Raw genomic sequence first — 26433 nt, 5'->3', positions numbered from 1 at the left:
CAACCTCAGCGATTTTCAAGTGCTGTTTCCAATGATGACATATCATTGACAGCAGATGATGTTAATGTTTTCACAATACGCTTAGTCAGCCCGGTCAGTACTTTGCCCGGCCCTGCTTCCAGCAGATCTTCAATACCCTGCGCGGCCATAAACTCAACAGTTTCTGTCCAGCGCACCGGATTATAAAGCTGACGGACTAATGCATCACGAATTGCATCGGCGGAAGTCTCTATCTTAACATCAACATTGTTCACAACAGAAAAGATTGGTGTATTAAATGTGATATTTTTTAGCGCAACGGCTAATTTATCAGCAGCCGGCTTCATTAATGTACAATGTGACGGCACACTGACCGACAACGGCAGCGCACGTTTTGCTCCGGCTTCCTTACATAATGCCCCGGCACGCTCAACGGCGTCTTTCTCACCGGCGATAACCACCTGGCCCGGCGAGTTAAAGTTAACCGGTGATACGACCTGACCTTGTGCAGCTTCTTCACAGGCTCTGGCGATAGCATCATTGTCCAGACCGATGATGGCATACATTGCCCCGGTACCGGCCGGAACAGCTTCCTGCATCAGGCGGCCGCGTAATTCCACCAGTTTGATAGCTTCTTTAAAATCCATCACACCGGCACACACCAGCGCGGAGTATTCCCCCAGGCTGTGACCGGCCATCATGGCAGGCATGGCGCCGTTTTTTTCCTGCCAGACACGCCAGATGGCCACAGAGGCCGCCAGCAGTGCAGGCTGGGTCTGCCAGGTTTTATTCAGTTCTTCTTCCGGCCCGTTCTGAACGAGTGCCCATAAATCGTAGCCCAGTTCAGCGGATGCTTCGGCAAAGGTTGCCTCAACGACCGGAAAATTTGCCGCGAGGTCCGCCAGCATACCGACTGACTGAGAACCCTGTCCCGGAAATACCATTGCATATGCAGACATGATTTAGCTTCCTGAAAAATTAAAAACGAATTAATGCAGAACCCCAGGCAAAACCGCCGCCGAAGGCTTCAATCAGAATCAGCTGACCGCGTTTGATGCGCCCGTCACGAACCGCTTCGTCGAATGCAGTCGGTACAGAGGCTGCAGAGGTGTTGCCGTGACGATCCAGGGTAACCACCACTTTATCCATGCCCATATTTAATTTTTTTGCTGTGGCACTGATAATGCGCAGGTTTGCCTGATGCGGCACCAGCCAGTCGAGTTCTGATTTATCAATATTGTTCGCCACCAGCGCTTCTTCAACGACGTTGGCTAATTCACGGACCGCCACACGGAATACTTCGTTACCTGCCATTGTCAGGTACGCCGGTTTTTCGCTGTCTTTGCGATCTTTATTCGGTAATGTCAGCAGGTCGCCGTAGCGGCCGTCTGCATGTAAATGGGTGGAGAGAATGCCCGGCTCTTCTGAGGCTTCAACCACAAAAGCACCTGCGCCGTCACCAAACAGGATAACCGTACCGCGATCTGCCGGATCCAGCGTTTTCGCCAGCACATCCGAACCGATCACCAGGGCTTTTTTCGCCATCCCGGTTTTAATGAACTGATCCACCACACTGATGGCATAGCTGAAACCGGCACATGCCGCCGCCACATCAAAAGAGATGCAGCTGTCAATGCCCAGCAGTTTCTGGATTTCACAGGCCGCGCTCGGGAAACCGTGCGTGGAAGAAGTGGTGCCCACAACAATCAGATCGATATCACCGGCAGGAATACCCGCCATATCCAGTGCGTTCAGTGCTGCCTGGTGGCCCATTGTAACAACGGTTTCATCATCACCGGCCAGACGGCGCTCACGGATACCCGTACGAGTAACAATCCACTCATCGGTTGTGTCGACCATTTTTTCCAGATCAGCATTTGTGCGGATTTGTGCAGGAAGATAGCTCCCGGTTCCTAAAATTTTCGTATACATATTAGTTAGTTACTCTTGGGTAATACCATAGCGAGACGGGATGCGATTCGTTCAGGCACCTGCTTTTCAACAGTCTGAACCGCCTGCGTTATGGCAGCGTTGAATGCACTTACATTCGCCGCACCGTGACTCTTAATCACAATGCCGCGTAATCCTAACAGAGAAGCACCGTTATACTGGTCGGGGTTCAGGTGGCTGAAGCGTTTATTCAGCCATTTTGTCACCACTTTCTTCACAAGTTTGTACAGCAGGGATGACGATTTGCCTTCATTTTGTGATTTAAACATAGAAAGGATCACACGAATCACCCCTTCCATGGTTTTCAGGGTAACGTTACCCGCGAAGCCGTCACAGACCAGCACATCAGTTTTACCGGTCAGCAGTTCGTTGCCTTCGGCATAGCCGATATAATTGATGTCCGGTATCGATTTCAGCACAGTGGCTGCTTCGCGGATATTGTCGAGTCCCTTGGTTTCTTCTTCGCCGATGTTCAGTAATGCCACACGCGGATGCGGGATCCCGGCCACATCTTCTGCCATCACCGCGCCCATAACAGCAAACTGCACCAGCATGTCACTGCTGCACTCCGCATTTGCGCCCAGATCAAGCAGCACCGTTTTGCCTTTCTTCTGATTTGGCACCACGGTCATCAGTGCAGGACGCTCGATGCCTTCAATCGATTTCAGCATCAGTTTTGCCAGCCCCATCAGCGCCCCGGTGTTTCCGGCACTGACGCACGCCTGTGCCTCCCCCTCTTTCACCAGTTCCAGCGCGATACGCATGGATGTGCCTTTGCTCTGGCGGATAGCCTGAGAAGGTTTGGCATCACCGGCAATCGTCTCATAGGCAGGGATCACCCGCAGACGACTGAGCAGCTCAGCATTCTGGTTTGCAAGCAGAGGAGAAATGGAATCAGGGTGCCCGACCAGCAACAGGGTGAGCTTTGGATTAGATGCCAGTGCCTGCAGCGAGGCAGGCACTGTGACATGGGGGCCGATATCCCCACCCATGGCATCTAACGCGATGGTTAGATTAGTCAAGATATCAACGTGCTTAAAAAGCAGCAGATTACTTGTTGATTACCTTACGACCACGGTAGTAACCATCAGCGGTCACATGGTGGCGCAGATGAGTTTCACCAGAGGTTTTGTCAACAGAAACCAGAGTTGCTGACAGTGCGTCATGAGAGCGACGCATACCACGTTTGGAACGAGTTGGTTTATTTTGTTGTACGGCCATTGACCTTACTCCTTAAGTACTTTTCTTTAAACTGGCTAATGCGGCAAACGGATTTGGCTTTTCTGCTTCCGGAGGAAGCTCACCAAAGACTTTCACCGCGTCGGACACTTCACAGTGTTCAGAATCATGTACCGGAACCACAGGCAGAGAAAGAATTAATTCATCTTCAATCATTGCCAGTAAATCTGTCTCACCAAAATCATTTACGTCAATTGGCTCATACTCTTCCGGTAATGCCTCAGCCTGTTCATCGCTGACAACCGGGCTGAAACAATACGTTGCGCGGACATGAAGCGGGAAGATATTACCACACCGCTGACACTCAAGTGAAACATCAGTTTCTGCTGTTCCCTTAATGACTGTCAGACGCTGCGGGTCGATTTCAAACGTCAAATCAACATCAACATCGCTGTCCACACTGACTACCGATTCGGCTAACCGCGTAACCTGCTCAGGTGCATAGCACCCCCGGTAATCCAGACGCTTCTGCGCGGCGCGCTTTGCATCAATAGTCAGAGGTAATTTTATCTTTTGCATAAGGCGCGCATCTTATATTCGTAAGACGATATAGTCAAAGAAAATATAGACAGCAAAGAGGGCGGTAACCTGCCTTCCCGCTAAAAATACACTCAATAAGCGGCGCATAGTTTAGAATGAGTTTATTCTTTTTACCACGACTTTCGGAATATTTATGATCTCATTGGTTCTCGCCTCCACCTCCCTGTACCGCAAAGCTTTGCTGGAAAAACTCGGCATCCCGTTTGTATCCGCCGCCCCGGGTACGGATGAAACCCCGCACCCGGCAGAAGATGCGCAGTCTCTGGTCATGCGCCTGGCACGCGAAAAAGCCCGTTCATTGACACAGCAGTACTCTGACAGCCTGATTATCGGCTCTGATCAGGTCTGTGTGCTGGACGGGGAAATCACCGGCAAACCGCATCATTACGATGCTGCCTTTGCACAACTGCGCAAAGCCTCCGGTCAGTGCATCACCTTTTATACCGGGCTGAGCCTGTACAACAGTGCCACCGGGGAAGATCACACGATATGTGAACCTTACTGTGTGCATTTCCGTACACTGGATGATGACGAAATTCGTGCCTATCTGCTGGCGGAAACGCCCTATCAGTGTGCCGGAAGCTTTAAATCTGAAGGTTTAGGAATCGCCTTATTTAAAAAACTTCAAGGAGATGACCCTAATACACTGATAGGTTTACCGCTGATCCGTCTGACAGAATTACTGATTCAGGCCGGATACAACCCACTGAAGATCCCCCGCTGACACACGCCGGGTATCTGATGATTTTGAGGAACTGACATGAAGCTGAAAATGATCGCTGCCGCAACGCTGCTGTTCAGTGCTGCCGGTCTGGCTGCCCCGTCACTGGCGGATAAAACAACCTTTGTTGCCGACTGTACAAAAGGTGCTGTGACCAACCTGAAAAACCCGGATAACCGCAGCAAAGTCCCGGCAGTCTGTGAGTGTGTGTATGACAACTCACTGGCGAAATTCGGCAAAGAAGGGCTGGAAAAACTGGATGACCGGGTCCGCAAAGGTCAGGCGCTGACCGAACAGGACTCTCAGGCGATCGGTGAGATTGCACAGAGCTGTACCACAAAGATTATCGGTGTACAGCCGCAGTAACCGCAGAATACCTTCTGTATAAGAAAAAACCCGCGTTCTGCGCGGGTTGAGATTGCTGACAAAGCAGGATAAAACGTGGTTTTTCCTGCTTTGTGTTATCAGCCGAAAATCAATGAATTGATTTTCCTAGTTTATTTTCACAACCTCTGTCGGTCGTCGCCAACCCTTACGGGTTTGTCAACGGCCTGAACCCGCGTTCTGCGCGGGTTCTTTATTTCTGTTCTCTGCTTATTTTGCCTGTTTCGACCGCAGTACCGTCAGGCAGTGGCGTAGTTTTTCATCCAGCGGTGCCTGAAGGCGCATCGCCTCGCCGGTGGACGGATGGGTAAAGGCAAGTGCCGCCGCATGTAAAAACAGCCGGTTAAGCCCTGTCCCTTTCAGCTGAGCATCAAACTGCGCATCACCGTAACGGTTATCAAAGGCAATAGGATGCCCTGCATGCAGTGTGTGCACACGAATCTGATGTGTGCGCCCGGTGACCGGACTGGCTTTGACCAGCGTGGCAGCCTCAAACCGCTCCTCCACTTTAAAGCGTGTTTCCGATGGCTTGCCTTCCGGGCTGACTTTCACCACGCGCTCGCCGCTCTGGAGAATATTTTTCAGCAGCGGTGCCTGCACCACTTTTACTGAAGATTGCCACTGGCCGCGCACCAGTGCCAGATAATCTTTCTGCATCTGTTTCAGACGCAGCTGCTCATGCAGTGCCCGCAGCGCGGAACGTTTTTTGGCGATCAGCAGAATACCGGAAGTATCGCGGTCAAGCCGGTGTACCAGTTCCAGGAAACGCGCCTCCGGACGCAGCGCCCGCATTGCCTCAATCACACCGAAACTCAGACCGCTGCCGCCGTGTACCGCCGTACCCGCCGGTTTATTAATCACCAGAATATGATCATCTTCATACAATACGCACTCTGCGAGTGCAGAAACCTTATCCAGTTTCGCCGACACCGGGGCATCGTTTTTCTCAGCCACACGCACCGGCGGGATACGGATGCTGTCCCCGTCCGCGATTTTGTATTCCGGCTTAATCCGGCCTTTATTGACACGCACTTCCCCTTTACGGATGATGCGGTAAATCATGCTCTTCGGCACCCCTTTGAGGCGCGCGAGCAGGAAATTATCAATACGCTGGCCGGCTTCATCGCCGGACACAACAACAAATTGAACTGTCTGATTATCAGTTTTCATGAAACGGGGGGCTATCCTCTGAACCGTTGCTCCGTAAACCGGTATATTTTTCCGGTGAAACAGGCGGCAAATGTGCATCAATGTTTTACGCGGCTATTTTCCCATTTTTTCCGGAAAAAGACCAAGGATTAACGTCATTAACAAATTTCTGCATAATTTTCACCGAAACATGCAATGTCACCTTGCTATAACCACACCGGCAATGGAATAATGCATGCGCCGATTTTGGCAAAACAGATATTTTATCTTTGTCTGACCGATGACAACGCAGCAATGGCGTAAGACGTTATTTCCGGTCAGATAATCAGCGGGCTGCGGGTTGCAGCTTACCGGGCCGGTATCACGTATAAACGTGATTTTCAGCCGGCAACGGGGATTCAGACAAGACTGAACCTCACCGACACAATTTGCACCTCTATACGATCGACAGCCGGGAGGCTGACGGTGCGGTAAAAGCCACGAGGTCATCGGTTCCGGTAGCAACGAAATTGCCCGCAGCGCACTAATTAAATGAAAAAAATTGAGTAACTTATAATGAAAAGAATGTTAATCAACGCAACTCAGCAGGAAGAGTTGCGTGTTGCCCTTGTCGACGGGCAGCGCTTGTATGATCTGGATATCGAAAGCCCCGGTCACGAACAAAAAAAAGCAAACATCTATAAAGGGAAAATCACCCGTATTGAACCGAGTTTAGAAGCTGCTTTTGTTGACTATGGCGCAGAGCGTCACGGTTTCCTTCCCGTCAAAGAAATTGCCCGCGAGTATTTCCCTGCTAATTACCACGCATCCGGCCGCCCGAATATCAAAGATGTCCTGAGAGAAGGTCAGGAAGTCATTGTTCAGGTGGACAAAGAAGAGCGCGGTAATAAAGGCGCGGCACTCACCACCTTTATCAGCCTGGCCGGCAGCTATCTGGTTCTGATGCCGAATAACCCGCGTGCCGGGGGGATCTCCCGCCGTATCGAAGGGGATGACCGCACCGAACTGAAAGAAGCCCTGTCTGCCCTGGATATCCCGGATGGAATGGGTCTGATTGTCCGCACCGCCGGTGTGGGTAAATCAGCCGATGCCCTGCGCTGGGATCTCGAGTACCGTATCAAGCACTGGGAAGCCATCAAAAAAGTTGCTGAAGGCCGCCCTGCACCATTCCTGATTCATCAGGAAAGTAATGTTATCGTCCGCGCGTTCCGTGATTACCTGCGCCCGGACATCGGTGAGATCCTCATCGATAACCCGAAAATTCTGGAACTGGCACGCAAGCACATCACTGCTATCGGCCGTGCGGATTTTGCCAGCAAAATTAAACTGTATCAGGGCGAAGTGCCGCTGTTCAGTCACTATCAGATTGAGTCGCAGATTGAATCCGCTTTCCAGCGCGAAGTCCGTCTGCCGTCCGGCGGTGCGATTGTTATCGACACCACCGAAGCCCTGACTGCTATCGATATCAACTCCTCCCGCTCAACGCGCGGCGGTGATATCGAAGAAACTGCCTTTAACACCAACCTGGAAGCGGCGGATGAAATCGCCCGCCAGCTGCGCCTGCGTGACCTCGGCGGCCTGATTGTTATCGACTTTATCGATATGACCCCGGTCCGTCATCAGCGCGAAGTGGAAAACCGCATGCGCGAAGCTGTCCGTCAGGATCGCGCCCGTATCCAGATTGGCCGCATTTCCCGCTTTGGTCTGCTGGAGATGTCCCGTCAGCGTCTGAGCCCGTCACTGGGTGAATCAAGCCATCATGTGTGTCCGCGATGCAGCGGCACCGGGACTGTGCGTGATAACGAATCACTGGCGCTCTCCATTCTGCGTCTGATTGAAGAAGAAGCGCTGAAAGAGAATACCCATCAGGTACATGCAATTGTGCCGGTACCGGTCGCCTCTTATCTGCTGAACGAAAAACGCCAGGCTGTCAGTGCGATTGAAGCACGTCAGGCCGGTGTCAGCGTGATTATCGTGCCGAACAACCAGATGGAAACCCCGCACTTCCGTGTGGTCCGTGTCCGTAAAGGTGATGAAATCGGTACCCTGAGCTACCGCCTGCCGGAGAAATACGAAGCGGAATCCGCTGCCGGTGAAGAAGAGGAAACTCAGGAACGCCGTGCACCGGAACAACCGGCTATCAATGCCTTTGCTATCACATCCGATGCACCGGTACCGGCACAGACTGCCGCCACCCGCAAACCGGAAAGCAAACGCGATAACCGTCAGGACAAGCAGGCACCTGCGGCTTCTGAAGGTGGTTTCTTCAGCCGTCTCATCAAAAAACTGTTCGGCTCCGCTCCTGCTGTCCCGGAAGAAACTGAACAGAAAGAGAAAAAACAGACTAACGACAACAACCGCCGCGGCGGGAATGATCGTAACAAACAGCGCCGTAACCGTCGTGACCGTAATGATCGCAACGGCGAACGTACCGAGCGTGCTGACCGCCCTGAGCGCAGTGAACGCAGTGACAACGAATCGCGCAACAAACGCGATCGCGATACTGTGAATGAGCCGCGTAAAGGCCGCAATCAGAATACCCCGAACGAAGATCTGACACCGGAAGAGCTGGCCGCCCGCGAAGCACAGCAGCAGTTACGCCGTGAACAGCGCGCAGAGCGTCAGCGCCGCCGTCAGGACGAAAAACGTGTCCAGCAGGATGCGAAAAAACTGCGCGCCCAGCAGGAAGATCAGGATGCACTGAACAATGACGGCAATACGGAAGATGATGATGCACCGACACCGGTTCGTCAGCGTCGTACCCGCCGCCAGCTGAACGGTTCTGTCCGTATCACTGATGGTGAAACACAGACTAAACCGGCTGTTGCAGCACCGGTTCCGGTTGTTATCGATAATGCACCAGTGGCAGTTCCCGCAGATACCGACGTACCGGCAGCGGCGGAAAACAATGGTGATGAGGCACACAGTGATAACATCCTGCCGCGCCGCTCCCGCCGTTCACCGCGTCATCTGCGTGTGAGTGGTCAGCGCCGCCGCCGTTACCGTGAAGACCGTCAGCTGACGCAGTCTCCGGTTCCGCTGGAAATGGCTGTGTTCTCCCCTGAACTGGCTTCCGGTAAAGTGTGGATCCAGTATCCGGTTGTGGCACCTGCTGCACAGGCAGAACAGGAAATCGCAGCTGAGACACCGGAAATCACCGAAACAACCGCTGTGATTACCGAAACCGCTGTTGTTGCTCAGGTGATTGCTGAAACTACAGAAACCACCGTTGTGGCAGAACAGTTCTCTCTGACTGTCGCATCTGAGGCTCCTCAGGTCACTGCTCCGGAAGAAACACCGGTTGCGGATACTGCCACTGAATCTGTACCGGCAGAAGAGCCTGTACAGGAAACGGCTGACGTTGTCGCCAGTGAGCCTGTTGTGACTGACGTGATTGTTACTGAGCCTGTTACTGTCACGGAACCAGTTGCACCGGTTGTTGTTGCAGAACCGGAAGTGATTGCAGAGCCTGAGGCAGTTGTTGTGGCTGAACCTGTTACCGCACCGGTTGCGGCTCCGGTTACTGAAACAACTGTCGTTGCTGCCGGCCGTCATGCTTATTCACCGATGACCAAAGCCCCTGCTCCGGCAACCACCGGCGAAGCCTTTGTTATCACCGAATACCAGCGTGAAGCCCGCGAAGCCTATGCGCTGCACGGTGCAGGCGGTCATGCGGCCACTAACCATGCTGCATCAGAGCCGTCAAAAACCCTGCTCTGATAATCCGCACTGAACTGAAAATGGCTCCCCCGGGAGCCATTTTTTTATGGAAAAGATAAAAAAAACCGCGAATATTCAATTCACGGTTTCTGCTGTTCAGTCTGTGCGATTACTTAATATCTTTGATATCGCCCATCGCTTTGAGTTCTCTGGAGATTTCGCGGCGCTCTTTTGACAGATCCGCATTCTTGATAATGTACTCATCCACACGATCTTCATAGTCACTGCGCATATTGGCAATGATAGCCTGGATATCTTCAATGGACATGCCCGGCTTGATGTATTCACTCAGGTTATCAAGCAGAAGTACACGTTTCTGGTTATCACGAATTTTCTTTTCGTTGTCAGTTATTTCACGCAGTATTTTGTTTTTACGGCGAAACATACGAACGAACTCCAGGACATTGTGAAAGGAAGGCTTGGTTGTGTTGTCCATTATTCTACCCTTAGTCATATCTGAAATGTGATTCATTAAACAATACAGGTTAACCATGACTGCCGACAAGCAATTCCGCCGGTTTTCTGCGGTTTTCTTCAGTGTAGCGTATTTCTGAGCGGAATTGTTTCAGCTAATATAAATTCCGCACAAATTACCGCCATTTTGTGAGATCTGCCATCAAATCGTATTGCCGGGATAATCAGGACTGAAATTGGTATTTTGTTCCCAATTTGTTACCCTGTAGCCCATCATTTATCAGAAAACGGGCCATACGGTGTCTTCAGCACAATTTTTCTTTCACGATTACGAAACCTTCGGGCAGGATCCTGCCGGTGACCGCCCGGCGCAGTTTGCCGGTGTCCGCACTGACAGTGAATTCAATATTATCGCCGACCCGGTGATCGCCTACTGCGCCCCGGCGGATGATTATCTGCCGCAGCCCGCTGCTGTGATGATAACCGGCATCACGCCGCAGGAAGCCCTGCATAAAGGGGTTAATGAAGCGCAGTTTGCTAAGCTGATTCATGACACCTTTACACAGCCGGACACCTGTATTCTCGGCTATAACAGCATTCGTTTTGATGATGAAGTCACCCGTAATATTTTCTACCGGAATTTTTACGACCCGTATGCCTACAGCTGGATGAACCGCAATTCCCGCTGGGATCTGATCGATATCACCCGCGCCTGCTATGCGCTGCGTCCGGACGGCACAAACTGGCCGGAGAATGACGAAGGGCTGCCGAGCTTTAAGCTGGAACACCTGACTGCCGCCAACGGTATCGCTCATGAAAATGCCCACGATGCGATGGCGGATGTATATGCTACCATTGCCATGGCAAAACAGCTGCGCGGTGCACAGCCGCGTCTGTTCGATTATTTCTTCAGTCTGCGCGATAAGCGCAAACTCGCGGCACTGATTGATATTCCGTCCATGAAACCACTGGTGCATGTCTCCGGAATGTTCGGGGCTGTCCGCGCCAATACCAGCCTGGTAGCCCCGCTGGCATGGCATCCGGATAACCGCAATGCCGTGATTATGTGTGACCTCGCCGGTGACCTGACCCCGCTGCTGACGCTGGATGCGGATACCCTGCGCGAACACCTGTACACCCGCCGTGATGAACTGCCGGAAGACGCGTCCCCGGTACCGCTCAAACTGGTGCATATCAATAAGTGTCCGATCCTGGCACCGGAAAATACCCTGCGCCCGCAGGATGCACAGCGTATCGGGCTGGATAAAGACCTGTGTGCCCGTAATGCAGAGTTGCTGCATCAGCATCCGGAGATCCGCGAAAAAGTCGTGGCAGTGTTCGCACAACCACGTGAGTTTCCGCCGCAGAATGATGTGGATCGCATGATTTATCAGGGCTTTTTCAGTGATTCGGATAAAGCGGCCATGACGATTATCCGCGAAACGGATCCAAAGAATCTGCCGGCACTGGCGCTGAGTTACCAGGATGCCCGTCTGCCGGAGTTACTGTTCCGCTACCGCGCCCGGAATTTCCCCGGCACACTGGATGAGCATGAGCAGCAGCGCTGGCTTGCCCATCGCCGTGAGGTCTTTAATCAGGATAATTTAACCCGTTATTTTGAGCAGATTGGTGAAATGATGCAGGAATATCAGCATGATGCAAACAAGACAGAATTACTGAAGAAGCTGGTGCAGTACGCGCAGCACCTGGCGCAGTAATCAGAACAGACTGCCGGGAGGGAGACTCCCGGCAGTGAAATCATCCCGCTTTATTGGCGGTATAGAATACCCGGCACAGGGATTCCCTGTACTTCGGACAAACAGAGACCAGCCGCGTGCGGCTCTCTGTATCCCGCCCCAGTTCTTTCAGCACCCCTTTGGTGATCAGTGAATCCGCACTGCTGTGCTTAATGCCGATACTGACATTTTCATCACGGGCATTCAGGATATACACAATCAGCGCCCGCTCATCCGTGCTGAGGTTATGCAGCACCTCTGCTTTATGGCACTTGACCGGAACCGCTTTGCCGAAGGCATTCTTGAGTCTTTTAAACATAATCATCAGTAAACAGGGAGAAAAGCTGATTATAGTGAATTTAATCCCTTATTAACATTACTGATTATACTTTCCGCAGCCACATCCTTCGTGCCCTTCCCCCCAATATTTTAATTTACTGGTTTTGCCCAGTCCCGGGTTCAGGGTGTTGGTCGGATCGGTGGCTTTATAGAAGGCTTTCAGCTGAGGTTTCGCTTTATACAGATGGCCGACATTATGCTCTGCCGGATATTCCGCCCCGCGCGTGTTCAGGATTTCCAGCATTTCCTCTTTCAGCGCATGCGGATCCACGCCTTTCTTCACAATATAGTCCTGATGGAAAACGTGGCATAAAAAATGTCCGTAGTAGAGTTTATGCACCAGTTTGCTCTCAATTTCCGGCGGCAGGACTTCCAGCCACGCCTGGTCATTACGGCGCAGTGCAATATCCAGTGCGAGGATATCTTCCACTTTGCTGCTGTTGACCGCGTGATAGCGGATGGCGGCACCGGCGGCCACAAAGCGGTGCAGGAAAGCATCCGCCCCCTCTTTGGCATCACACTCAAAGAAAGCACCCTCTGCATTGTCAAAGAAAGTGCTCAGCCAGTTACGGGCTTCATCAATCCCCTCTCCGGCCATTTTCAGCATCAGGTGATGCTCATATTTATCGCGGTACTCTTCCATCCGGCGCGGCAGATGGTTCGGCCACAGATGACTGAATAACTGCATTGTGCGGTCAATCAGATTTTTCGGCAGCAGCGGGATTTTATTGAAAACAGCATCCATCCGCCCTTTGATTGTGAACAGCTTCGGCATTTTTTCAGTGCCGAGTTTATCAATCATCAGGAAGCTGTCTTTGCCGTAGACTTTTGCGATGTCATAACATTCGCGGTGCATATATTCACCGGCCACCGGCAGATGCTCAAACTCCGCGAGAATATGACGGCGGATATCTTCCAGCACAGAAGGCGTATTGGTGCCGATATAGAAAACTTTACTCTCTCCCTGAGACGGGAAGGTATCAAGGCGCACTGCAAACACCACCAGCTTACCGGCACAGCCGGAGGCTTCAAACAGGCGGCGTTCGTCGGCGTTGAAACGGGATGGGGTGTCCGCATCCACATCACGGATACGCTGATGATAATCATGGTCAGAGGCCGGTTTATCCGTGTCCTCAATATCCGCATCCTGATACTGCCGGTATTCCAGACAATTCAGAATTTCTTCCGGCGTGGATCCTAAATCAATCCCCAGATGGTTAACCAGTTCTGCGCTGCCGTCCGCATTAACGCGGCCGTACAGCGCCAGTTCGGTATAAGCGGGACCGCGCTGCACCAGTGAACCACCGGAGTTATTACAAATCCCGCCGACCACGGAAGCCCCGATACAGGAAGAACCGATCACTGAATGCGGCTCACGACCCAGCGGTTTCAGGACTTTTTCCAGGTGCCACAGAGTGCTGCCCGGCAGTGCCACCACCTGCTGCTGTTTTGTCAGTACCTGAATTTTATCCAGGCGCAGTGTGCTGATAATGATAATTTCGCGGTCATAATCATCTCCGCTCGGGGTGGAGCCTTCGGTCAGACCGGTATTGGCCGCCTGCATGATCACAATTCTGTCAGCTTCAACAGCGGCTTTAAACACCTGCCACAGTTCATACAGCGTGCCCGGGAACACCACCGCCAGCGCGCTGCCTTCTCCGGAACGGAAGCCTTTGCGGTATCGCTCCGTCTTACGCGGCTCTGTTAAAATGTGTTTGTGACTGACAATATCTGTCAGTGCCTGAATAAGACGTGCGCCGTCAGGTTGTTGATTGTTGATCATACTTTACCCCGATTCAGATTACTTATTGTTCATTAAGTAATTATGCCTCTTATCTTATTTATAATACAAATACTATTTTTAACAAATTTAACAGATTAACCACGAATCCGGCTTATCTGAACAGGTTGATCAGCAGCGTCACCATCATAATCCCGACTGTCAGGATCAGGATTTTACGGACAATTTCTCCGTTGGTGCGGATAGCATGCTGGCTGCCGAGGTGATTCCCGAGCAGACTGGCGGCGATCATCGGGATACTGAGCAGAAAGGCGATATGCCCGGCCATAATAAAGGCGACCAGTCCGCCGGCATTTGATGCCAGGTTAAAGATTTTCGAGGTCGCGGAGGATTTCAGTAAATCGAGGTTATTGATCAGAAACAGACAGATAATAAAGATACTGCCGGTACCCGGCCCGAAAAAGCCGTCATAGAAACCGACAATAAAGCAGGTGAAAAAGACCAGCCATACAGATTTGCGCACGGCGCTGCCCTGTTGTGCACCACCGAGTTTTCCTTTAAAAAAGGCCGCCAGCAGGCCGATCGGCAGCATACAGATAATAATATAGGTAATCGTTTCAGACGGCAGATATATAATCGCTTTCGCGCCCACCCAGGCCCCGAAGAACGATGAAATAATCCCGGCCGGAATTATCTGCCAGTAAACCGATTTGTTTTTAATGAAATTAGAAATGGCCGCCAGCGTACCGACAGAGCTCACCAGTTTTTCCTGTCCCAGCGCCATATGCGGCGGCAGACCGGTCAGCATAAAGGCCGGGATCAGAATCAGCCCTGCACCGCCGGCAATGGAATCAATATATCCGGCCACAAAAGAGGCGATGACCAGCAGTGCCAGTCCCGCATAAAAATAGTCTGCCATCAGACTGTGCTCAATATACATCCGCATCCCTTAATTATTATCATTTTCTATACTTTCAGAGGGTTACTATACGCGATTACACATAAAAAAAACGGCGCACAGCATCAAACTGTGCGCCGTTTTCACGACATAACTGCTTAAAGACTTACTGTTCCGGCATCTGCGGCATCGGACGGCGGAAACGGCGGGTCAGCCATAACATATAAATCAGACCCAGCGCGCCCCAGCTCAGACCCAGTTCCATCGATTTCGCATCGAGGTTGAACCAGAGCACGGTCACTGTCGCGGCACCGATAATCGGCAGCAGCAGATAGTTGATCTGGTCGCCCAGCGTCTTGTTACGGCGCTCGCGGATGTAGAACTGTGAAATCACAGACAGGTTAACGAAAGTGAACGCCACCAGTGCCCCGAAGTTAATCAGCGCGGTTGCGGTAACCAGATCAAACCAGACTGCACTCAGCGCCAGCACACCCACCAGCAGCACGTTCAGTGCCGGGGTACGCCATTTCGGATGCACGTAGCCGAAGAATTTCTCCGGGAACACGCCGTCACGGCCCATCACATACATCAGACGGGATACCCCTGCCTGTGCCGCCATACCGGAAGCCAGTACGGTTACGCAGGAGAATACCAGAATGATGGACTGGAAGAAGGCACCGGCCACCATGTACATAATTTCAGGCTGTGACTCTTCCGGATTGTTGAAACGGGATACATCCGGGAAATAGAGCTGCAGGAAATAAGACACCGCGATAAAGATCAGACCACCAATCAGTGCGGTCAGGAAAATCGCTTTCGGGATCACTTTCCCGGCATTCGGTGTTTCTTCTGACAGTGAGCTGATACCGTCAAATCCTAAGAAGGAGAAGCACAGTATGGTCGCCCCGCTTATCATCGGGATCAGTTCCGCATCAATGGAAGCAAACGGACGGAAGGAGAGCAGCGTACCCGCCCCTTCACCCGCAGACACACCACGGACCAGCAGACCGACAAACACAATCATCACAGCAACCTGTACCAGTACAATCCCGGTATTGAGGTTTGCCACAACATTGATGCCGCGCAGGTTAAATAATGTCATCAGGAAAACCAGACCCGCGACGAAAATCCATGGCGGACAGTCAGGGAAGATTGCCTGAAGATAAATTTTTGCCAGCAGAATGTTGATCATCGGCATGAACAGGTAGTCCAGCAGCGATGACCAGCCAACCATAAAGCCGATATGTGGACTCATGGATTTCTGGGCATAAGTATACGCCGAGCCTGCGGACGGGAACCGTTTAACCAGTTTGCCGTAACTCAGCGCAGTAAAAAGAATGGCTGTCAGTGCGATAGCATAAGAGGTCGCAACATGACCGCTGGTAATTTCGGACACAATCCCGAACGTATCAAAGATAGTCATCGGCTGCAGGTACGCAAGCCCCATCATGACAACCTGAACGAGGGTAAGTGTTTTTGCGAGTTGTACGCGGTTATTGGCAGCTGTACGATTCAGGCCAATATCGAGGGTAGTATTATGCGACATGAGCGAATCCCCCCCGTAACACCGACAATCATACTGATACTACTATCAGATGGCGTGTTACCGGGAAGACTTCGCATCTGCCTGTAGGCAGTGAAGTAAGAAGGGGTTTGGAGTGCTGAGCAGGAGCGCCGTGCTCCGTAGTCGTCGTTGCAGCAGCCAGCGCCGATTGGCACAGGTGCAAAAGTGAAAAATTGCGCCATTTATCGCATCCTCATACCGGTGTTTATCGTCCGGTGTAATTCAGTAAACAGTTATCCGGCCTATCGGCCCCTTTTTTTGTCGGTGACAATATTTTAGTGCAAAAAAAAAACCGATGCGTATAAATGCATCAGTTATTTTTTTTGGATGGCGCATTCTGCACCCCTCAGTCATAAATTTCAAGCTTTGTTCGCCCTGATCCAGTAATTTTTTTACATACTGCTTTACCGGCAGAATTTCTGTGATGAAACTTTGAATATTTATAGCTGAAACGTTAAAAAATCCGGCTGTTCGTGTGTTTTCCAGTCACTCTGCCTGCCATAAAAAAACACGACGCCCTGAAAAGGACGCCGTGTTTCGGCACATAATAATGAATGATGGTTACATCAGAAGTTATAATTCAGACCGATATTGTAACGACGGCCGTCAAGTGTGGCACCGTAGTTTTCATTATTGATACGGCGATCCAGCACGTTATACACACCCGCCACAAAGTTCAGGTCTTTATTCAGCTGATAGCTGCCGCCGACATCCACCGTGGCATAAGAACCGGTTCCTGTAGCCATACTGGTGCGGGACAGATAATCGGAGGTTTTGCCGCGGAAGTTAATCCGGCTCCAGGTTTTGATATCCTGCGTGGTATCCCAGTTCAGCGTGGCGTTAGCCATATGTTTCGGCATCTTATTCAGCGCTTTGCCTTTGAAAGCACCACTCTTCTGCTCGGAATCGGTGAAGGTATAGTTCGCTGTCAGATCCACAGACTCGACAATCTGCCAGTTCATAATCGCTTCCACACCGCGCATATTGGCTTTATCGACGTTGATACGGTCACTGATGAAATCGTAGGTTTTGTTATCCGGATCTTTTTCCGTACAGATAGTATCGGTTCCTGTACCACAACGGCGGATTTCGGTGATCTTATCTTTAAAGTCAGTGTTAAAGACAGTCAGGCTCATATTGAGATTATCCTGATTATTCCACAGCACACTGATCTCTTCGGTGACACTTTTCTCCGGTTTCAGATCCGGGTTACCGAAAATAACACCGTTCAGACTGCCGCCGCCGGTCACCTGACCCCATGAAGCCGTTGCCTGGCGCAGATCAGGTGAACGGTAACCGGTGGACACGCCACCTTTCACTGTCCAGCTCTCATCCAGATGCCACACACCGTAAACACGCGGCGTCCAGTGCGTACCGAAGTTTTCATCCTTATCCATACGCAGACCGCCGGTCAGGGTGAAATCATTGGTCAGCGCCCAGTCATCCTCTGCAAACAGCGCCCAGCTGTAGCGGTCAAGTTTATTGCCGGCTAATTTATTGCCCTGATCTTTCAGCTCTTCGAAACGGTACTGACCGCCGAGGCTCAACATATGGTCGCCGAGCGGCATAACAGTCTGGTTACGGGCGATAGTGTCGTAATACTCCATATTACGGCCCGGGTTTTTGGTTTCATTACGCTGAACATAGCTGTTCATGCTGCCCCAGTCATAGTTACCGTCATGAGTAATCGCATACTGCGACATCTCATACTTGCTGAAGCTGCTCTCTTTGCTGCGCGCAGAGGCACTTTTCCCGAGACGGGAATCGCGGTGCTGATTATCTTTTTTGAAATCAAAATCGATGCTGTTCTGCTCATCCGGCGTTAATGTCAGTGTACCGCCGCCGCTGGTCATGATCTGACGGTTAAAGCCGTTCGCGAAATTATCTTCACCGCGATGGGAATACTGGCCATTCACTTTCATACTCAGCAGGTTATCCACCAGCGGACCGGCGGCAAAGAAGCTGCCCTGCCCGGTGTTACCGCTGTCTTTGCGTTCGGTAATGGTTGCATCTGTCCGGACGCTCGCATGCCACTCACCCTGCGCTTTCCGCGTGATAATATTGATAACCCCGCCCATGGCATCCGAACCATACAGTGAAGACATCGGTCCGCGCACCACTTCAATGCGATCAATCGCAGTCAGCGGCGGCAACCATCCCTGTTCAATTCCGGAGTTATCACTATTAGGGCGCGTTTCGCGGCTGGCAACCCGTTTCCCGTCCACGAGGATCATGGTGTACTTCGGATCCATCCCGCGGATACTGATATCTGACGAGCTGCCGCCGCCGGTGACCACAACACCCGGCACATCTTTCAGGGCATCAGTCACATCGCGGTAGGCTTTATCTTCCAGTTGTTCGCGTGAAACAACGGAAATAGTCGCCGCAGCATCCTCAATTTTCTGCTGGAAGCCGGATGCGGTGGTAACCACAATCACGTCTTCTTTATTTGCAGCCTGAGCAGCCATCACCTGAGCGGCGAGTGCTGCCATAACACATACCGCCACTTTTCTTTTTGAAAAAATAACCATTCTTTTGATTCTCCAAGAGATAATATATTTATGGACAATCGACATTCGCTCTGAGGGATTTATATCCCTTTTTTTAAATAATAATGACCCTGCCATTGCAGGCATTCGTCATTATTTTATTATTACCTTTTATAAGGTTATTTGTTTTTATAAAAATAAATTATACAGAAAACAATGTATTATCAGCGCATAAAAACATATGCGGCATGCAGATAATCACCCTCTGCGGAAATATATTCCGCAGAGAATAAAAAAGAATATGTAATATAAACCGGTTTTATTATGCCAGCACCGCAACCGCGCGCGGCACCAGGCCATCAATAACAACATGCGGCACAGACTGCGAGCAGTGCTCAATACGGCCGCGCACACCATAAACGGTTGCCAGGCTGTCCGGCGTAATAACCGCTTCCGGATCCCCTTCCGCAATTAAATTCCCGTCTTTCAGCATTAATATATGATCACCGTGACGCAGTGCGATATTAATATCATGCACAACCACCACCGTAATAATATTCCGGCGCTGAGTTTCACGGCGTACCAAATCCATTACGTGATACTGATAATTTAAATCCAGCGCACTTAACGGCTCATCCAGTAATAACAGTGTCGGCTGACGGATTAATGATTGCGCCAGCCCGACTAATTGTTTCTGACCGCCGGATAACTGATCCAGATAATGCAGCGCCAGATGTTCAATGCCTAATTGTGACAGCAGAGACATCACTTCCTGCTCACTGTCGCGGTCAGAAATACCGCCTGAAGCCCGCTGTGCAACAATCACGGATTCCAGCACATGCAGGTGCACCCCGGCAGGTAGTGTCTGCGGCAGATAAACCACCTGCTTCGCGCGTTCGGCAAAATTCATCCGCGTCAGATCATGACCATCGAGCAGTAACTGCCCCTCCGCCTTGTTCAGACCGGCCAGGGAGCGCAGCAGGGTCGATTTCCCGCTGCCGTTCGGCCCGAGCAGCACGGTGATTTTACCGCGCGGCAGAGGCTCAACATTCAGGTCTTCAATGATTTTCCGTTTCGGATAACCGGCATTGAAGTGTTTAATCTGTAACCCGCTCTGAGCAGACATTGCATTCAAATCCATCTTACATGCTCCCTTTATGACGCAGGATCATGCTCAGGAAGAACGGCACACCTACCAGTGATGTCACAATACCGACCGGAATAATCACGCCCGGAATCAGGTTTTTCGAGGCAATGGATGCCATCGACAATACCAGCGCCCCGATTAATGCACTCGCCGGCAGATAGAAACGGTGATCCTCACCGAACATCATGCGGGCAATGTGCGGCGCGACCAGGCCGATAAACGCAATCGGGCCGACAAAAGCCACCGCCAGCGCGGTCAGAATACTGATGCGCAGCAACGTACCGAGACGCAGACGGCGCACGTTAATACCAAAACTGACAGCGCGATCTTCGCCGAGGCGCAGTGCGGTCAGCTTCCACGAGTTACTCATGGAAATCGGCAGCAGAATGGCAAAGGCCAGCGTCATCACACCCAGTTTCACCCAGGTGGCGCGCGCCAGGCTGCCCATCGTCCAGAAAACCAGCCCCTGTAAGGTGTCTTCCGTGGCGATAAACTGCATCATTGATACCAGTGCGTTAAAGGTAAAGACCATTGCGATACCGAATAACACCACACCGGAGGTTGCCACTCGTGTCCAGCGGGTGATGCCGTCAAGCATCAGCGCGGAAAACAGGGCAAAAATAAAGGCGTTCGCGGAAACAAACCACTGATCCGGTACGCCCGGAATACCAATTCCGAGGACTATCGCCAGCGCCGCACCAAACGATGCGGCGTTGGAGACGCCGAGGGTAAACGGACTCGCCAGCGGGTTATTGAGGATGGTCTGCATCTCTGCCCCGGCAAGACCGAGAGACATGCCGACCACCACGGCCATCAGGGCATACGGCAGACGTATTTCCCAGACAATCACACGGGTGCCCGCGGATACACTTTCCGGCGACACCAGGGTCTGCCAGAGTGCATCAAGGGTCAGCCCGGACGGCCCCATGGTGAAATCGAGCACCACGGTACAGAGTATTACCGCAACCACCGCAAACATCCACATCAGCCGCCTGCGCAGTACACGCCGGTAATGTGATTTCACATCACAGCTTAATTCACTGCCTGCCTGTTCCGGCTTCGTCTGTAGCATTGCTTCTGTGGTAATACTCATTATTCAAATACCTGCTGACTACTTAAAATTATTTACCGCTGACCCAGTATGTGCCGGTTGGTTCGACAGCCAGGAACTGACTGTACATTTCATCCATGGTTTTCTTCGGATCCAGATCTTTAAACTGCTCCGGATAGAACCACTTGGCAAAGGCCTGCGCGGCAATCACGTTATAAGGTGAGTTATAATAGTTGTGCCAGATAGCATAGTCACGCCCTTCTTTCACTGCGGTCAGGGTATTAATGCCCTTACGCTCAGTAATGGCTTTCAGGCTGGCTTTGGCATCCGCTTCTGTTGCCTGCGCACCCAGCTGAACACCCGCATCGGTGCTGCCCGGGGCTTTCGCGCCGCTGACCAGATAAATATCCGGATCCGCCGCAATCACTTTCTCCAGGTTCATGGTACCCAGTGGTGTCGGCAGAACGTCTTTGGCGATGTTTTTACCGCCCGCCAGATCGATAAAGTTACCGAGGTTACCGTTACCGGCAGTACCGCAGCAGTCAGGGAAAGACCCGGCGCGCAGATCGATAAACACGGTCGGTTTTTTATCTTCCGGGATTTTGTCTGTCACGTCAGTGACTAACTTCATCTGCTTCTGATAGAAATCTTCAAAGGCTTTGGCTTTTTCTTCGCGGTGCAGCACTTTACCCAGCACACGCATACCCGGCAGAGTGTTTTTCAGCGGTTCGTTGCGGAAATCCACAAAGACAACCGGGATACCGGCTTTTTCCAGCTGACCGACCAGCTCGCTGTTTTTACCCGGTCCGTGACCGGCCAGGCCGAAAATAGCCACATCCGGATTGAGGGTTAATACTTTTTCTGCACTGACGCTGTCCTCTGTCGTGTTACCGATCAGCGGGATCTTGTCGATTTCCGGGAATTTAGCTTTGTAGACAGCATAAGACTGCGGGTCGAGTTTGCGGAAGTCACCCTGCCAGCCGGCAATACGTGCCAGTGGTTTGTCCCCTTCCAGCAATGCCACCGCGTGGATCATACGCCCTTCCCCTAACAGGATGCGCTCCACTTTTTCCGGTACTTCCACCGTACGCCCTGCGGCATCAACCACTGTTTCCGCCCATGCTGCGCTGCTCATCAGAACAGCCCCTGCTGCCAGGCTCATGGTCAGCCCTTTTGCTACAGATACTAATTTCACGTTACCGACTCCTGTTATCTGTCAGAAATTGGCGTTAACAATAAAGCAAATAAGAACCCTTATCAATACGGAATAATTATCTTCCTCATTACAATATTCGTTATCATCAGGTGATAGCGATATATCGAAAGATAATCTGTAAGTGATATTCATTATTAACAGATAAAACGACTGACTTAACGGATAAACACAGTTTCAACCCGTAAATACCCCTGCAAAGCCTGTAACGACAAACATAAAAAAAAACCTGACCAGGATCGTCAGGTTTTTTATCAATTTACGTGATATGTCACAAAATCGGGTCACACAGCCTTATTTATGGCTGGCCGGAAAGTCCATTTCGCCGTAGCGGACAAACTTAGTACGCTTAACAATTTTATAACCAAACCAGATGGCGAAGAACAGCGGCAGACCGATATAGGTCGCGACCACACCCACCCAGTCAATCTGATCCTGCAGGAAGGCTTCGTAGTTCTGACCGAGGGTGATGGTCAGACACAGAATAAAGGCGAAGATCGGGCCGACCGGGAAGAAACCGGAGCGGTACGGCAGATCGTTCAGGTCATAGCCCTGCTTAATATAGCCTCTGCGGAAACGGTAGTGGCTGATGGCAATCCCCAGCCAGGCGATAAAGCCGGTCATCCCCGAGGCATTCAGCAGCCACAGATACACAGACTGGTTACCGAACATCGATGTCAGGAAGCAGAGCGCAGCAATCACCGTCGTGGCAATCAGCGCGTTACGCGGCACACCGCCTTTGGACAGTTTGGCAAACAGTTTCGGTGCTTTGCCGGATTTTGCCAGGGTGTACAGCATACGGGTGGAGGCATACATCCCGGAGTTACCCGCAGACAGTACCGCTGTCAGGATAACCGCGTTCATCACTGCTGCCGCAGAGAGCAGACCGGCGCGTTCAAAGACCAGGGTGAACGGACTGACGCTGATATCGGTTTCATCATTACGCAGCAGATTCGGGTCGGTGTACGGGATAATCAGGCTGATCACCAGAATCGCCAGCACATAGAACAGCAGGATACGCCAGAACACCTTACGCACCGCTTTCGGAATATTTTTGGCCGGATCTTTGGATTCACCGGCAGCGATACCGATAAGTTCTGTTCCCTGGAAGGAGAAGCCGACAATCATGGCCACCCCGATCATCGCGGCAAACCCGCCCTTGAACGGTGCCTCGCCGACAGTCCAGTTATGCCAGCCAGCACCTTCCCCGCCTTTCATAATGCCGGTGATCATCATCACGCCGACAACAATAAACAGGATAACGGTACTGACCTTAATTAAGGAGAACCAGTATTCCGCCTCACCGAATCCTTTTACAGAGATAAAGTTAAGCAGGAACATGATGGCGAGGAACGCCGCACTCCAGACCCAGCCCGGAATCTGATCTGCCGGGAACCAGTAGGTCATCACCAGCTGTGCTGCCACCAGGTCAACCGCGATAGTCACCGCCCAGTTGTACCAGTAGTTCCAGCCCAGTGCGAAACCGAAGCCTTCATCCACATATTTGGCGCCGTAAGTGGCAAATGAACCCGATACCGGCATATAGGCCGCGAGTTCGCCGAGGCTGGTCATCAGGAAATAGACCATCAGGCCGATAATGGCATAGGTTAACAGCGCCCCGCCGGGACCGGCCTGGGCAACAGTGGCACCGGAAGCGACAAACAGCCCCGTACCGATAGATCCGCCGATGGCGATCATCGCCAGATGGCGCGCCTTTAATTCACGGCGCAGTGTCTGCGGTTGTTCACCCGCGATTTGATTTGCTTGCTGAGACATTACAATCCTGTTTCATGTAGTTATTTTCATCCACTGAGCGTGATTGTAGCGAAATCCCGGGACTGTACCCAGCAAATATGCGGCATTATAAGATACCTGCATAATCGCTGCGGAATTATAAGCACCCGGCTTATAATTTGCCTCAGCTGCCCGCCGGAAACCGGCGGCAGAAGAAACAGATGCCGCGTCAGCGGCAATAGGTCAGGAAGGTATTGAGGGCGTTGGAGATATGTTTCTGACGGTGATAAATCCGGAAAAGTGTGCGGTTGAGGGTAAGCCCGGCAATCTTCACCTCTGACAACAGCCCGTTACTCAGCTGTTCGGCAATCACCCGCCGCGACAGACAACTGACCCCGCGCCCGAAGCGTACCGCGTGTTTGACGGCCTCGGAATTCCCCAGCTCCATTTCCACGCGGAAACCCGGCAGACGGTTAAAGAGGATCTGATCCAGCACTTCCCGCGTACCCGAACCGCGTTCACGCAGAACCCAGGCCACATTTTTCAGATCATCAGGAGTCACATTGCTTTTCTGACTGAGCGGATTATCCGGGCTGCAGAAAATCACCAGCTCATCTTCCAGCCACGGCTCGGTAATCAGTTCCGGGGAATGGCAGACCCCTTCGATAAGCCCCATATCCGCGCGGAACTCCAGCACGGCTTTAATCACTTCCTCAGTATTAGCGATAAATAATTCAACCGGTGTATTTTCATGCACTGCACGGTATGCCCCCAGCATTTCCGGCAGCATATAGTTGCCGATGGTGGTACTGGCCGCAAAACGCAATGCCCCCGCATCGGTTTTAAACAGCTGTTCAATTTCACCGGCCTGCTCGAGCAGGGCAATGGCTTTCGGATACAGCAGCCGTCCGTGTTCATTGGTCACCAGCCGTTTACCGACCCGGTCAAACAGCTGAACATTCAGCTGATTTTCCAGATCCGTCAGAGAGGCACTCACGGCGGACTGTGAAAGCGCCAGCTGCTGGGAAGCTTGTGTCGTCGAACCGGACTTCTGAACTTCTGTAAAGACTTCGAGCTGTCTCAGTGTGATGCGCATGGCAAAGCGCTCCCTTATTTTATCCCGATTATTATCATCATATTAACATTATACTTATAATTTAACATTGCCATTACCGCTAACCTGATTTTTAGGTTGATTATAGAATTATTATGAATTTTAAAAATATTACGCTTTCCGCTATGCTTTGCACATCGTTATTCCTTTTTGTGAGTTACTTATGTCTGAAAGTCATATCAAAACCGAAAAAGCCCGCTGCACAGCAAAACCGATGTGGCTGAGACTACTTCCGGGCTTTGTCCTGGCGGGGGTTCTGACCACCGCCGCTATGCTGCTCGGGGAAATGCCCTGGTTTATCAACCTCGGGCTGGGCGCACTGACACTGGCTATTCTGCTGGGGATTATTGCCGGTAATACCGTTTACCCGCATATCAAGCCACAGTGCGAAGCCGGGGTGGGGTTTGCCAAACACTATTTTTTACGGGCGGGGATCATCCTGTACGGCTTCCGTCTGACATTTCAGCAGATTGCCGATGTCGGGATCAGCGGCGTGATTATTGATGCCGTGATGCTGACCAGCACCTTCCTGATCGCCATGTATATCGGCCGTAAATGGTTCGGGCTGGACAGAGAAACCGTCATTCTGATTGGTGCCGGTAGCAGTATCTGTGGTGCGGCAGCGGTGATGGCCACCGAGCCGGTGGTTAAAGCCCCGGCAAGTAAAGTGGCGGTTGCGGTCTCCACCGTGGTGATTTTCGGCACCATCGGTATCTTCCTGTACCCGTGGCTGTTCCATCTCAATGCCGCGCTGGGCTGGCTGCCGTTCACCGACATGAGTTTCGGGGTGTATGCCGGGTCTTCCGTGCATGAAGTGGCTCAGGTGGTGGCGATTGGTCACACCATCAGCCCGGATGCGGAAAACAGCGCCGTGATCAGTAAAATGATCCGCGTGATGATGCTGGCGCCGTTCCTTCTGATCCTGTCTCAGTATCTGAGCCGTCAGAAAAGCAGTGCCGGGGGCGCGGCGAAGGAAAAATCCAAAATCACTATCCCGTGGTTTGCCGTCTTCTTTATTCTGGTGGCCGGATTTAACTCCTTCCATCTGATCCCGGAAATTATTGTCCGCCAGATTATTGTGCTCGATACCATTCTGCTGGCGATGGCAATGGTGGCACTCGGCCTGACCACTCACGTCAGTGCTATCCGCCAGGCCGGTATCAAGCCGATGCTGATGGCGCTGGTGCTGTTCGGCTGGCTGATTGGCGGCGGTGCGGCAATTAACCTGCTTATCCCGCTGATCACCGGTTGATCCTGCCCTTCTTTCTGTGATATCCCGGTTGTGCGGCCGGGATATCCTGTCACTGCATT

General features: G+C 51.7%; 22 protein-coding genes. 5 read left to right on the top strand and 17 right to left on the bottom strand.

Annotated elements, in window-relative coordinates:
* Nucleotides 1-5: 5 nt before the first annotated feature.
* From fabD to yceD, 5 genes are read right to left on the bottom strand one after another with little or no spacing between them, the layout of a single operon-like run.
* Nucleotides 6-938 (bottom strand): ACP S-malonyltransferase, encoded by a 933-nt coding sequence (fabD, locus tag JL661_RS06310; protein ID WP_024473430.1) that lies wholly within the window; start codon nucleotides 936-938, stop codon nucleotides 6-8.
* Nucleotides 939-957: 19 nt separating this feature from the next.
* Nucleotides 958-1911 (bottom strand): beta-ketoacyl-ACP synthase III, encoded by a 954-nt coding sequence (locus tag JL661_RS06305; protein WP_004238069.1) that lies wholly within the window; start codon nucleotides 1909-1911, stop codon nucleotides 958-960.
* Between the two features lie 5 nt (nucleotides 1912-1916).
* Entirely contained in the window at nucleotides 1917-2951 is a 1035-nt protein-coding gene (gene plsX / locus JL661_RS06300; protein WP_071823274.1) for a phosphate acyltransferase PlsX, read from the bottom strand.
* A 28-nt stretch (nucleotides 2952-2979) separates the two neighbouring features.
* Nucleotides 2980-3150: a 50S ribosomal protein L32 gene (gene rpmF / locus JL661_RS06295; RefSeq protein WP_004240653.1), complete on the bottom strand. Its 171-nt coding sequence runs from the start codon at nucleotides 3148-3150 to the stop codon at nucleotides 2980-2982.
* Between the two features lie 12 nt (nucleotides 3151-3162).
* Nucleotides 3163-3687 carry a 23S rRNA accumulation protein YceD gene (gene yceD, locus JL661_RS06290; protein ID WP_004238065.1) on the bottom strand — a complete coding sequence of 175 codons (525 nt, stop codon included), beginning with the start codon at nucleotides 3685-3687 and terminating at the stop codon, nucleotides 3163-3165.
* Between the two features lie 154 nt (nucleotides 3688-3841).
* On the opposite strand from yceD, the gene JL661_RS06285 reads away from it, so the two are divergent.
* Together JL661_RS06285 and JL661_RS06280 are read left to right on the top strand one after the other, a co-directional pair.
* A complete protein-coding gene (locus JL661_RS06285; RefSeq protein ID WP_062771371.1) occupies nucleotides 3842-4432 on the top strand; it encodes a Maf family protein in 591 nt (196 codons plus the stop codon).
* Between the two features lie 36 nt (nucleotides 4433-4468).
* Nucleotides 4469-4795 (top strand): hypothetical protein, encoded by a 327-nt coding sequence (locus JL661_RS06280; protein WP_062771369.1) that lies wholly within the window; start codon nucleotides 4469-4471, stop codon nucleotides 4793-4795.
* A 228-nt stretch (nucleotides 4796-5023) separates the two neighbouring features.
* Here the strand turns inward: JL661_RS06280 and rluC are convergent, their stop codons facing one another.
* On the bottom strand, nucleotides 5024-5983 hold the full coding sequence (gene rluC, locus JL661_RS06275) for a 23S rRNA pseudouridine(955/2504/2580) synthase RluC (protein ID WP_004238062.1): 960 nt from the start codon (nucleotides 5981-5983) through the stop codon (nucleotides 5024-5026).
* A 534-nt stretch (nucleotides 5984-6517) separates the two neighbouring features.
* Between rluC and rne the strand changes: the two genes are divergently transcribed.
* Complete coding sequence (gene rne / locus JL661_RS06270; protein ID WP_062771367.1) at nucleotides 6518-9682, top strand: ribonuclease E; 3165 nt, start codon at nucleotides 6518-6520, stop codon at nucleotides 9680-9682.
* 109 nt (nucleotides 9683-9791) lie between these two features.
* On the opposite strand, the gene tmaR is transcribed toward rne, so the two are convergent.
* Nucleotides 9792-10118: a PTS system regulator TmaR gene (gene tmaR, locus JL661_RS06265; RefSeq protein WP_015422834.1), complete on the bottom strand. Its 327-nt coding sequence runs from the start codon at nucleotides 10116-10118 to the stop codon at nucleotides 9792-9794.
* Nucleotides 10119-10395: 277 nt separating this feature from the next.
* On the opposite strand from tmaR, the gene sbcB reads away from it, so the two are divergent.
* Entirely contained in the window at nucleotides 10396-11814 is a 1419-nt protein-coding gene (gene sbcB / locus JL661_RS06260; protein WP_062771365.1) for an exodeoxyribonuclease I, read from the top strand.
* Between the two features lie 40 nt (nucleotides 11815-11854).
* On the opposite strand, the gene JL661_RS06255 is transcribed toward sbcB, so the two are convergent.
* The 10 genes from JL661_RS06255 to yieE all read right to left on the bottom strand — a co-directional run bounded on the left by JL661_RS06255 (nucleotide 11855) and on the right by yieE (nucleotide 25104).
* Complete coding sequence (locus JL661_RS06255; RefSeq protein WP_223302402.1) at nucleotides 11855-12151, bottom strand: hypothetical protein; 297 nt, start codon at nucleotides 12149-12151, stop codon at nucleotides 11855-11857.
* Between the two features lie 57 nt (nucleotides 12152-12208).
* Nucleotides 12209-13954: a D-lactate dehydrogenase gene (gene dld, locus JL661_RS06250; RefSeq protein ID WP_004238055.1), complete on the bottom strand. Its 1746-nt coding sequence runs from the start codon at nucleotides 13952-13954 to the stop codon at nucleotides 12209-12211.
* Nucleotides 13955-14066: 112 nt separating this feature from the next.
* Complete coding sequence (locus JL661_RS06245) at nucleotides 14067-14852, bottom strand: sulfite exporter TauE/SafE family protein (protein ID WP_004238053.1); 786 nt, start codon at nucleotides 14850-14852, stop codon at nucleotides 14067-14069.
* 124 nt (nucleotides 14853-14976) lie between these two features.
* Complete coding sequence (locus JL661_RS06240) at nucleotides 14977-16356, bottom strand: APC family permease (protein ID WP_004240658.1); 1380 nt, start codon at nucleotides 16354-16356, stop codon at nucleotides 14977-14979.
* A 584-nt stretch (nucleotides 16357-16940) separates the two neighbouring features.
* Complete coding sequence (locus JL661_RS06235) at nucleotides 16941-18905, bottom strand: ligand-gated channel protein (protein WP_032098687.1); 1965 nt, start codon at nucleotides 18903-18905, stop codon at nucleotides 16941-16943.
* A 280-nt stretch (nucleotides 18906-19185) separates the two neighbouring features.
* Nucleotides 19186-20004 carry an ABC transporter ATP-binding protein gene (locus JL661_RS06230; protein ID WP_004238050.1) on the bottom strand — a complete coding sequence of 273 codons (819 nt, stop codon included), beginning with the start codon at nucleotides 20002-20004 and terminating at the stop codon, nucleotides 19186-19188.
* A gap of 1 nt (nucleotide 20005) precedes the next feature.
* Complete coding sequence (locus JL661_RS06225) at nucleotides 20006-21103, bottom strand: FecCD family ABC transporter permease (protein WP_004238048.1); 1098 nt, start codon at nucleotides 21101-21103, stop codon at nucleotides 20006-20008.
* A gap of 28 nt (nucleotides 21104-21131) precedes the next feature.
* Nucleotides 21132-22223 (bottom strand): ABC transporter substrate-binding protein, encoded by a 1092-nt coding sequence (locus JL661_RS06220; protein ID WP_004238047.1) that lies wholly within the window; start codon nucleotides 22221-22223, stop codon nucleotides 21132-21134.
* Nucleotides 22224-22568: 345 nt separating this feature from the next.
* Complete coding sequence (locus JL661_RS06215) at nucleotides 22569-24050, bottom strand: amino acid permease (protein ID WP_004238046.1); 1482 nt, start codon at nucleotides 24048-24050, stop codon at nucleotides 22569-22571.
* 187 nt (nucleotides 24051-24237) lie between these two features.
* Nucleotides 24238-25104: a DNA-binding transcriptional regulator YeiE gene (yieE, locus tag JL661_RS06210; RefSeq protein WP_004238044.1), complete on the bottom strand. Its 867-nt coding sequence runs from the start codon at nucleotides 25102-25104 to the stop codon at nucleotides 24238-24240.
* A gap of 181 nt (nucleotides 25105-25285) precedes the next feature.
* On the opposite strand from yieE, the gene JL661_RS06205 reads away from it, so the two are divergent.
* Nucleotides 25286-26374 carry a YeiH family protein gene (locus tag JL661_RS06205; protein WP_036406030.1) on the top strand — a complete coding sequence of 363 codons (1089 nt, stop codon included), beginning with the start codon at nucleotides 25286-25288 and terminating at the stop codon, nucleotides 26372-26374.
* Nucleotides 26375-26433: the final 59 nt, after the last annotated feature.

The organism is Morganella morganii (assembly GCF_019243775.1).
In the GTDB taxonomy this organism is placed as follows: Bacteria; Pseudomonadota; Gammaproteobacteria; order Enterobacterales; family Enterobacteriaceae; genus Morganella; species Morganella morganii.
Note: the sequence above shows the minus strand (reverse complement) of the source record. Positions and strands in the feature narration are given on the sequence as shown.

Coding starts and splice junctions, on each gene's coding strand:
- fabD (WP_024473430.1), bottom strand. CDS start 938: ATGTCTGCATATGCAATGGTATTTCCGGGACAGGGTTCTCAGTCAGTC.
- JL661_RS06305 (WP_004238069.1), bottom strand. CDS start 1,911: ATGTATACGAAAATTTTAGGAACCGGGAGCTATCTTCCTGCACAAATC.
- rpmF (WP_004240653.1), bottom strand. CDS start 3,150: ATGGCCGTACAACAAAATAAACCAACTCGTTCCAAACGTGGTATGCGT.
- yceD (WP_004238065.1), bottom strand. CDS start 3,687: ATGCAAAAGATAAAATTACCTCTGACTATTGATGCAAAGCGCGCCGCG.
- JL661_RS06285 (WP_062771371.1), top strand. CDS start 3,842: ATGATCTCATTGGTTCTCGCCTCCACCTCCCTGTACCGCAAAGCTTTG.
- JL661_RS06280 (WP_062771369.1), top strand. CDS start 4,469: ATGAAGCTGAAAATGATCGCTGCCGCAACGCTGCTGTTCAGTGCTGCC.
- rluC (WP_004238062.1), bottom strand. CDS start 5,983: ATGAAAACTGATAATCAGACAGTTCAATTTGTTGTTGTGTCCGGCGAT.
- rne (WP_062771367.1), top strand. CDS start 6,518: ATGAAAAGAATGTTAATCAACGCAACTCAGCAGGAAGAGTTGCGTGTT.
- tmaR (WP_015422834.1), bottom strand. CDS start 10,118: ATGGACAACACAACCAAGCCTTCCTTTCACAATGTCCTGGAGTTCGTT.
- JL661_RS06255 (WP_223302402.1), bottom strand. CDS start 12,151: ATGTTTAAAAGACTCAAGAATGCCTTCGGCAAAGCGGTTCCGGTCAAG.
- dld (WP_004238055.1), bottom strand. CDS start 13,954: ATGATCAACAATCAACAACCTGACGGCGCACGTCTTATTCAGGCACTG.
- JL661_RS06245 (WP_004238053.1), bottom strand. CDS start 14,852: ATGTATATTGAGCACAGTCTGATGGCAGACTATTTTTATGCGGGACTG.
- JL661_RS06240 (WP_004240658.1), bottom strand. CDS start 16,356: ATGTCGCATAATACTACCCTCGATATTGGCCTGAATCGTACAGCTGCC.
- JL661_RS06235 (WP_032098687.1), bottom strand. CDS start 18,905: ATGGTTATTTTTTCAAAAAGAAAAGTGGCGGTATGTGTTATGGCAGCA.
- JL661_RS06230 (WP_004238050.1), bottom strand. CDS start 20,004: ATGGATTTGAATGCAATGTCTGCTCAGAGCGGGTTACAGATTAAACAC.
- JL661_RS06225 (WP_004238048.1), bottom strand. CDS start 21,103: ATGAGTATTACCACAGAAGCAATGCTACAGACGAAGCCGGAACAGGCA.
- JL661_RS06220 (WP_004238047.1), bottom strand. CDS start 22,223: ATGAGCCTGGCAGCAGGGGCTGTTCTGATGAGCAGCGCAGCATGGGCG.
- JL661_RS06215 (WP_004238046.1), bottom strand. CDS start 24,050: ATGTCTCAGCAAGCAAATCAAATCGCGGGTGAACAACCGCAGACACTG.
- yieE (WP_004238044.1), bottom strand. CDS start 25,104: ATGCGCATCACACTGAGACAGCTCGAAGTCTTTACAGAAGTTCAGAAG.
- JL661_RS06205 (WP_036406030.1), top strand. CDS start 25,286: ATGTCTGAAAGTCATATCAAAACCGAAAAAGCCCGCTGCACAGCAAAA.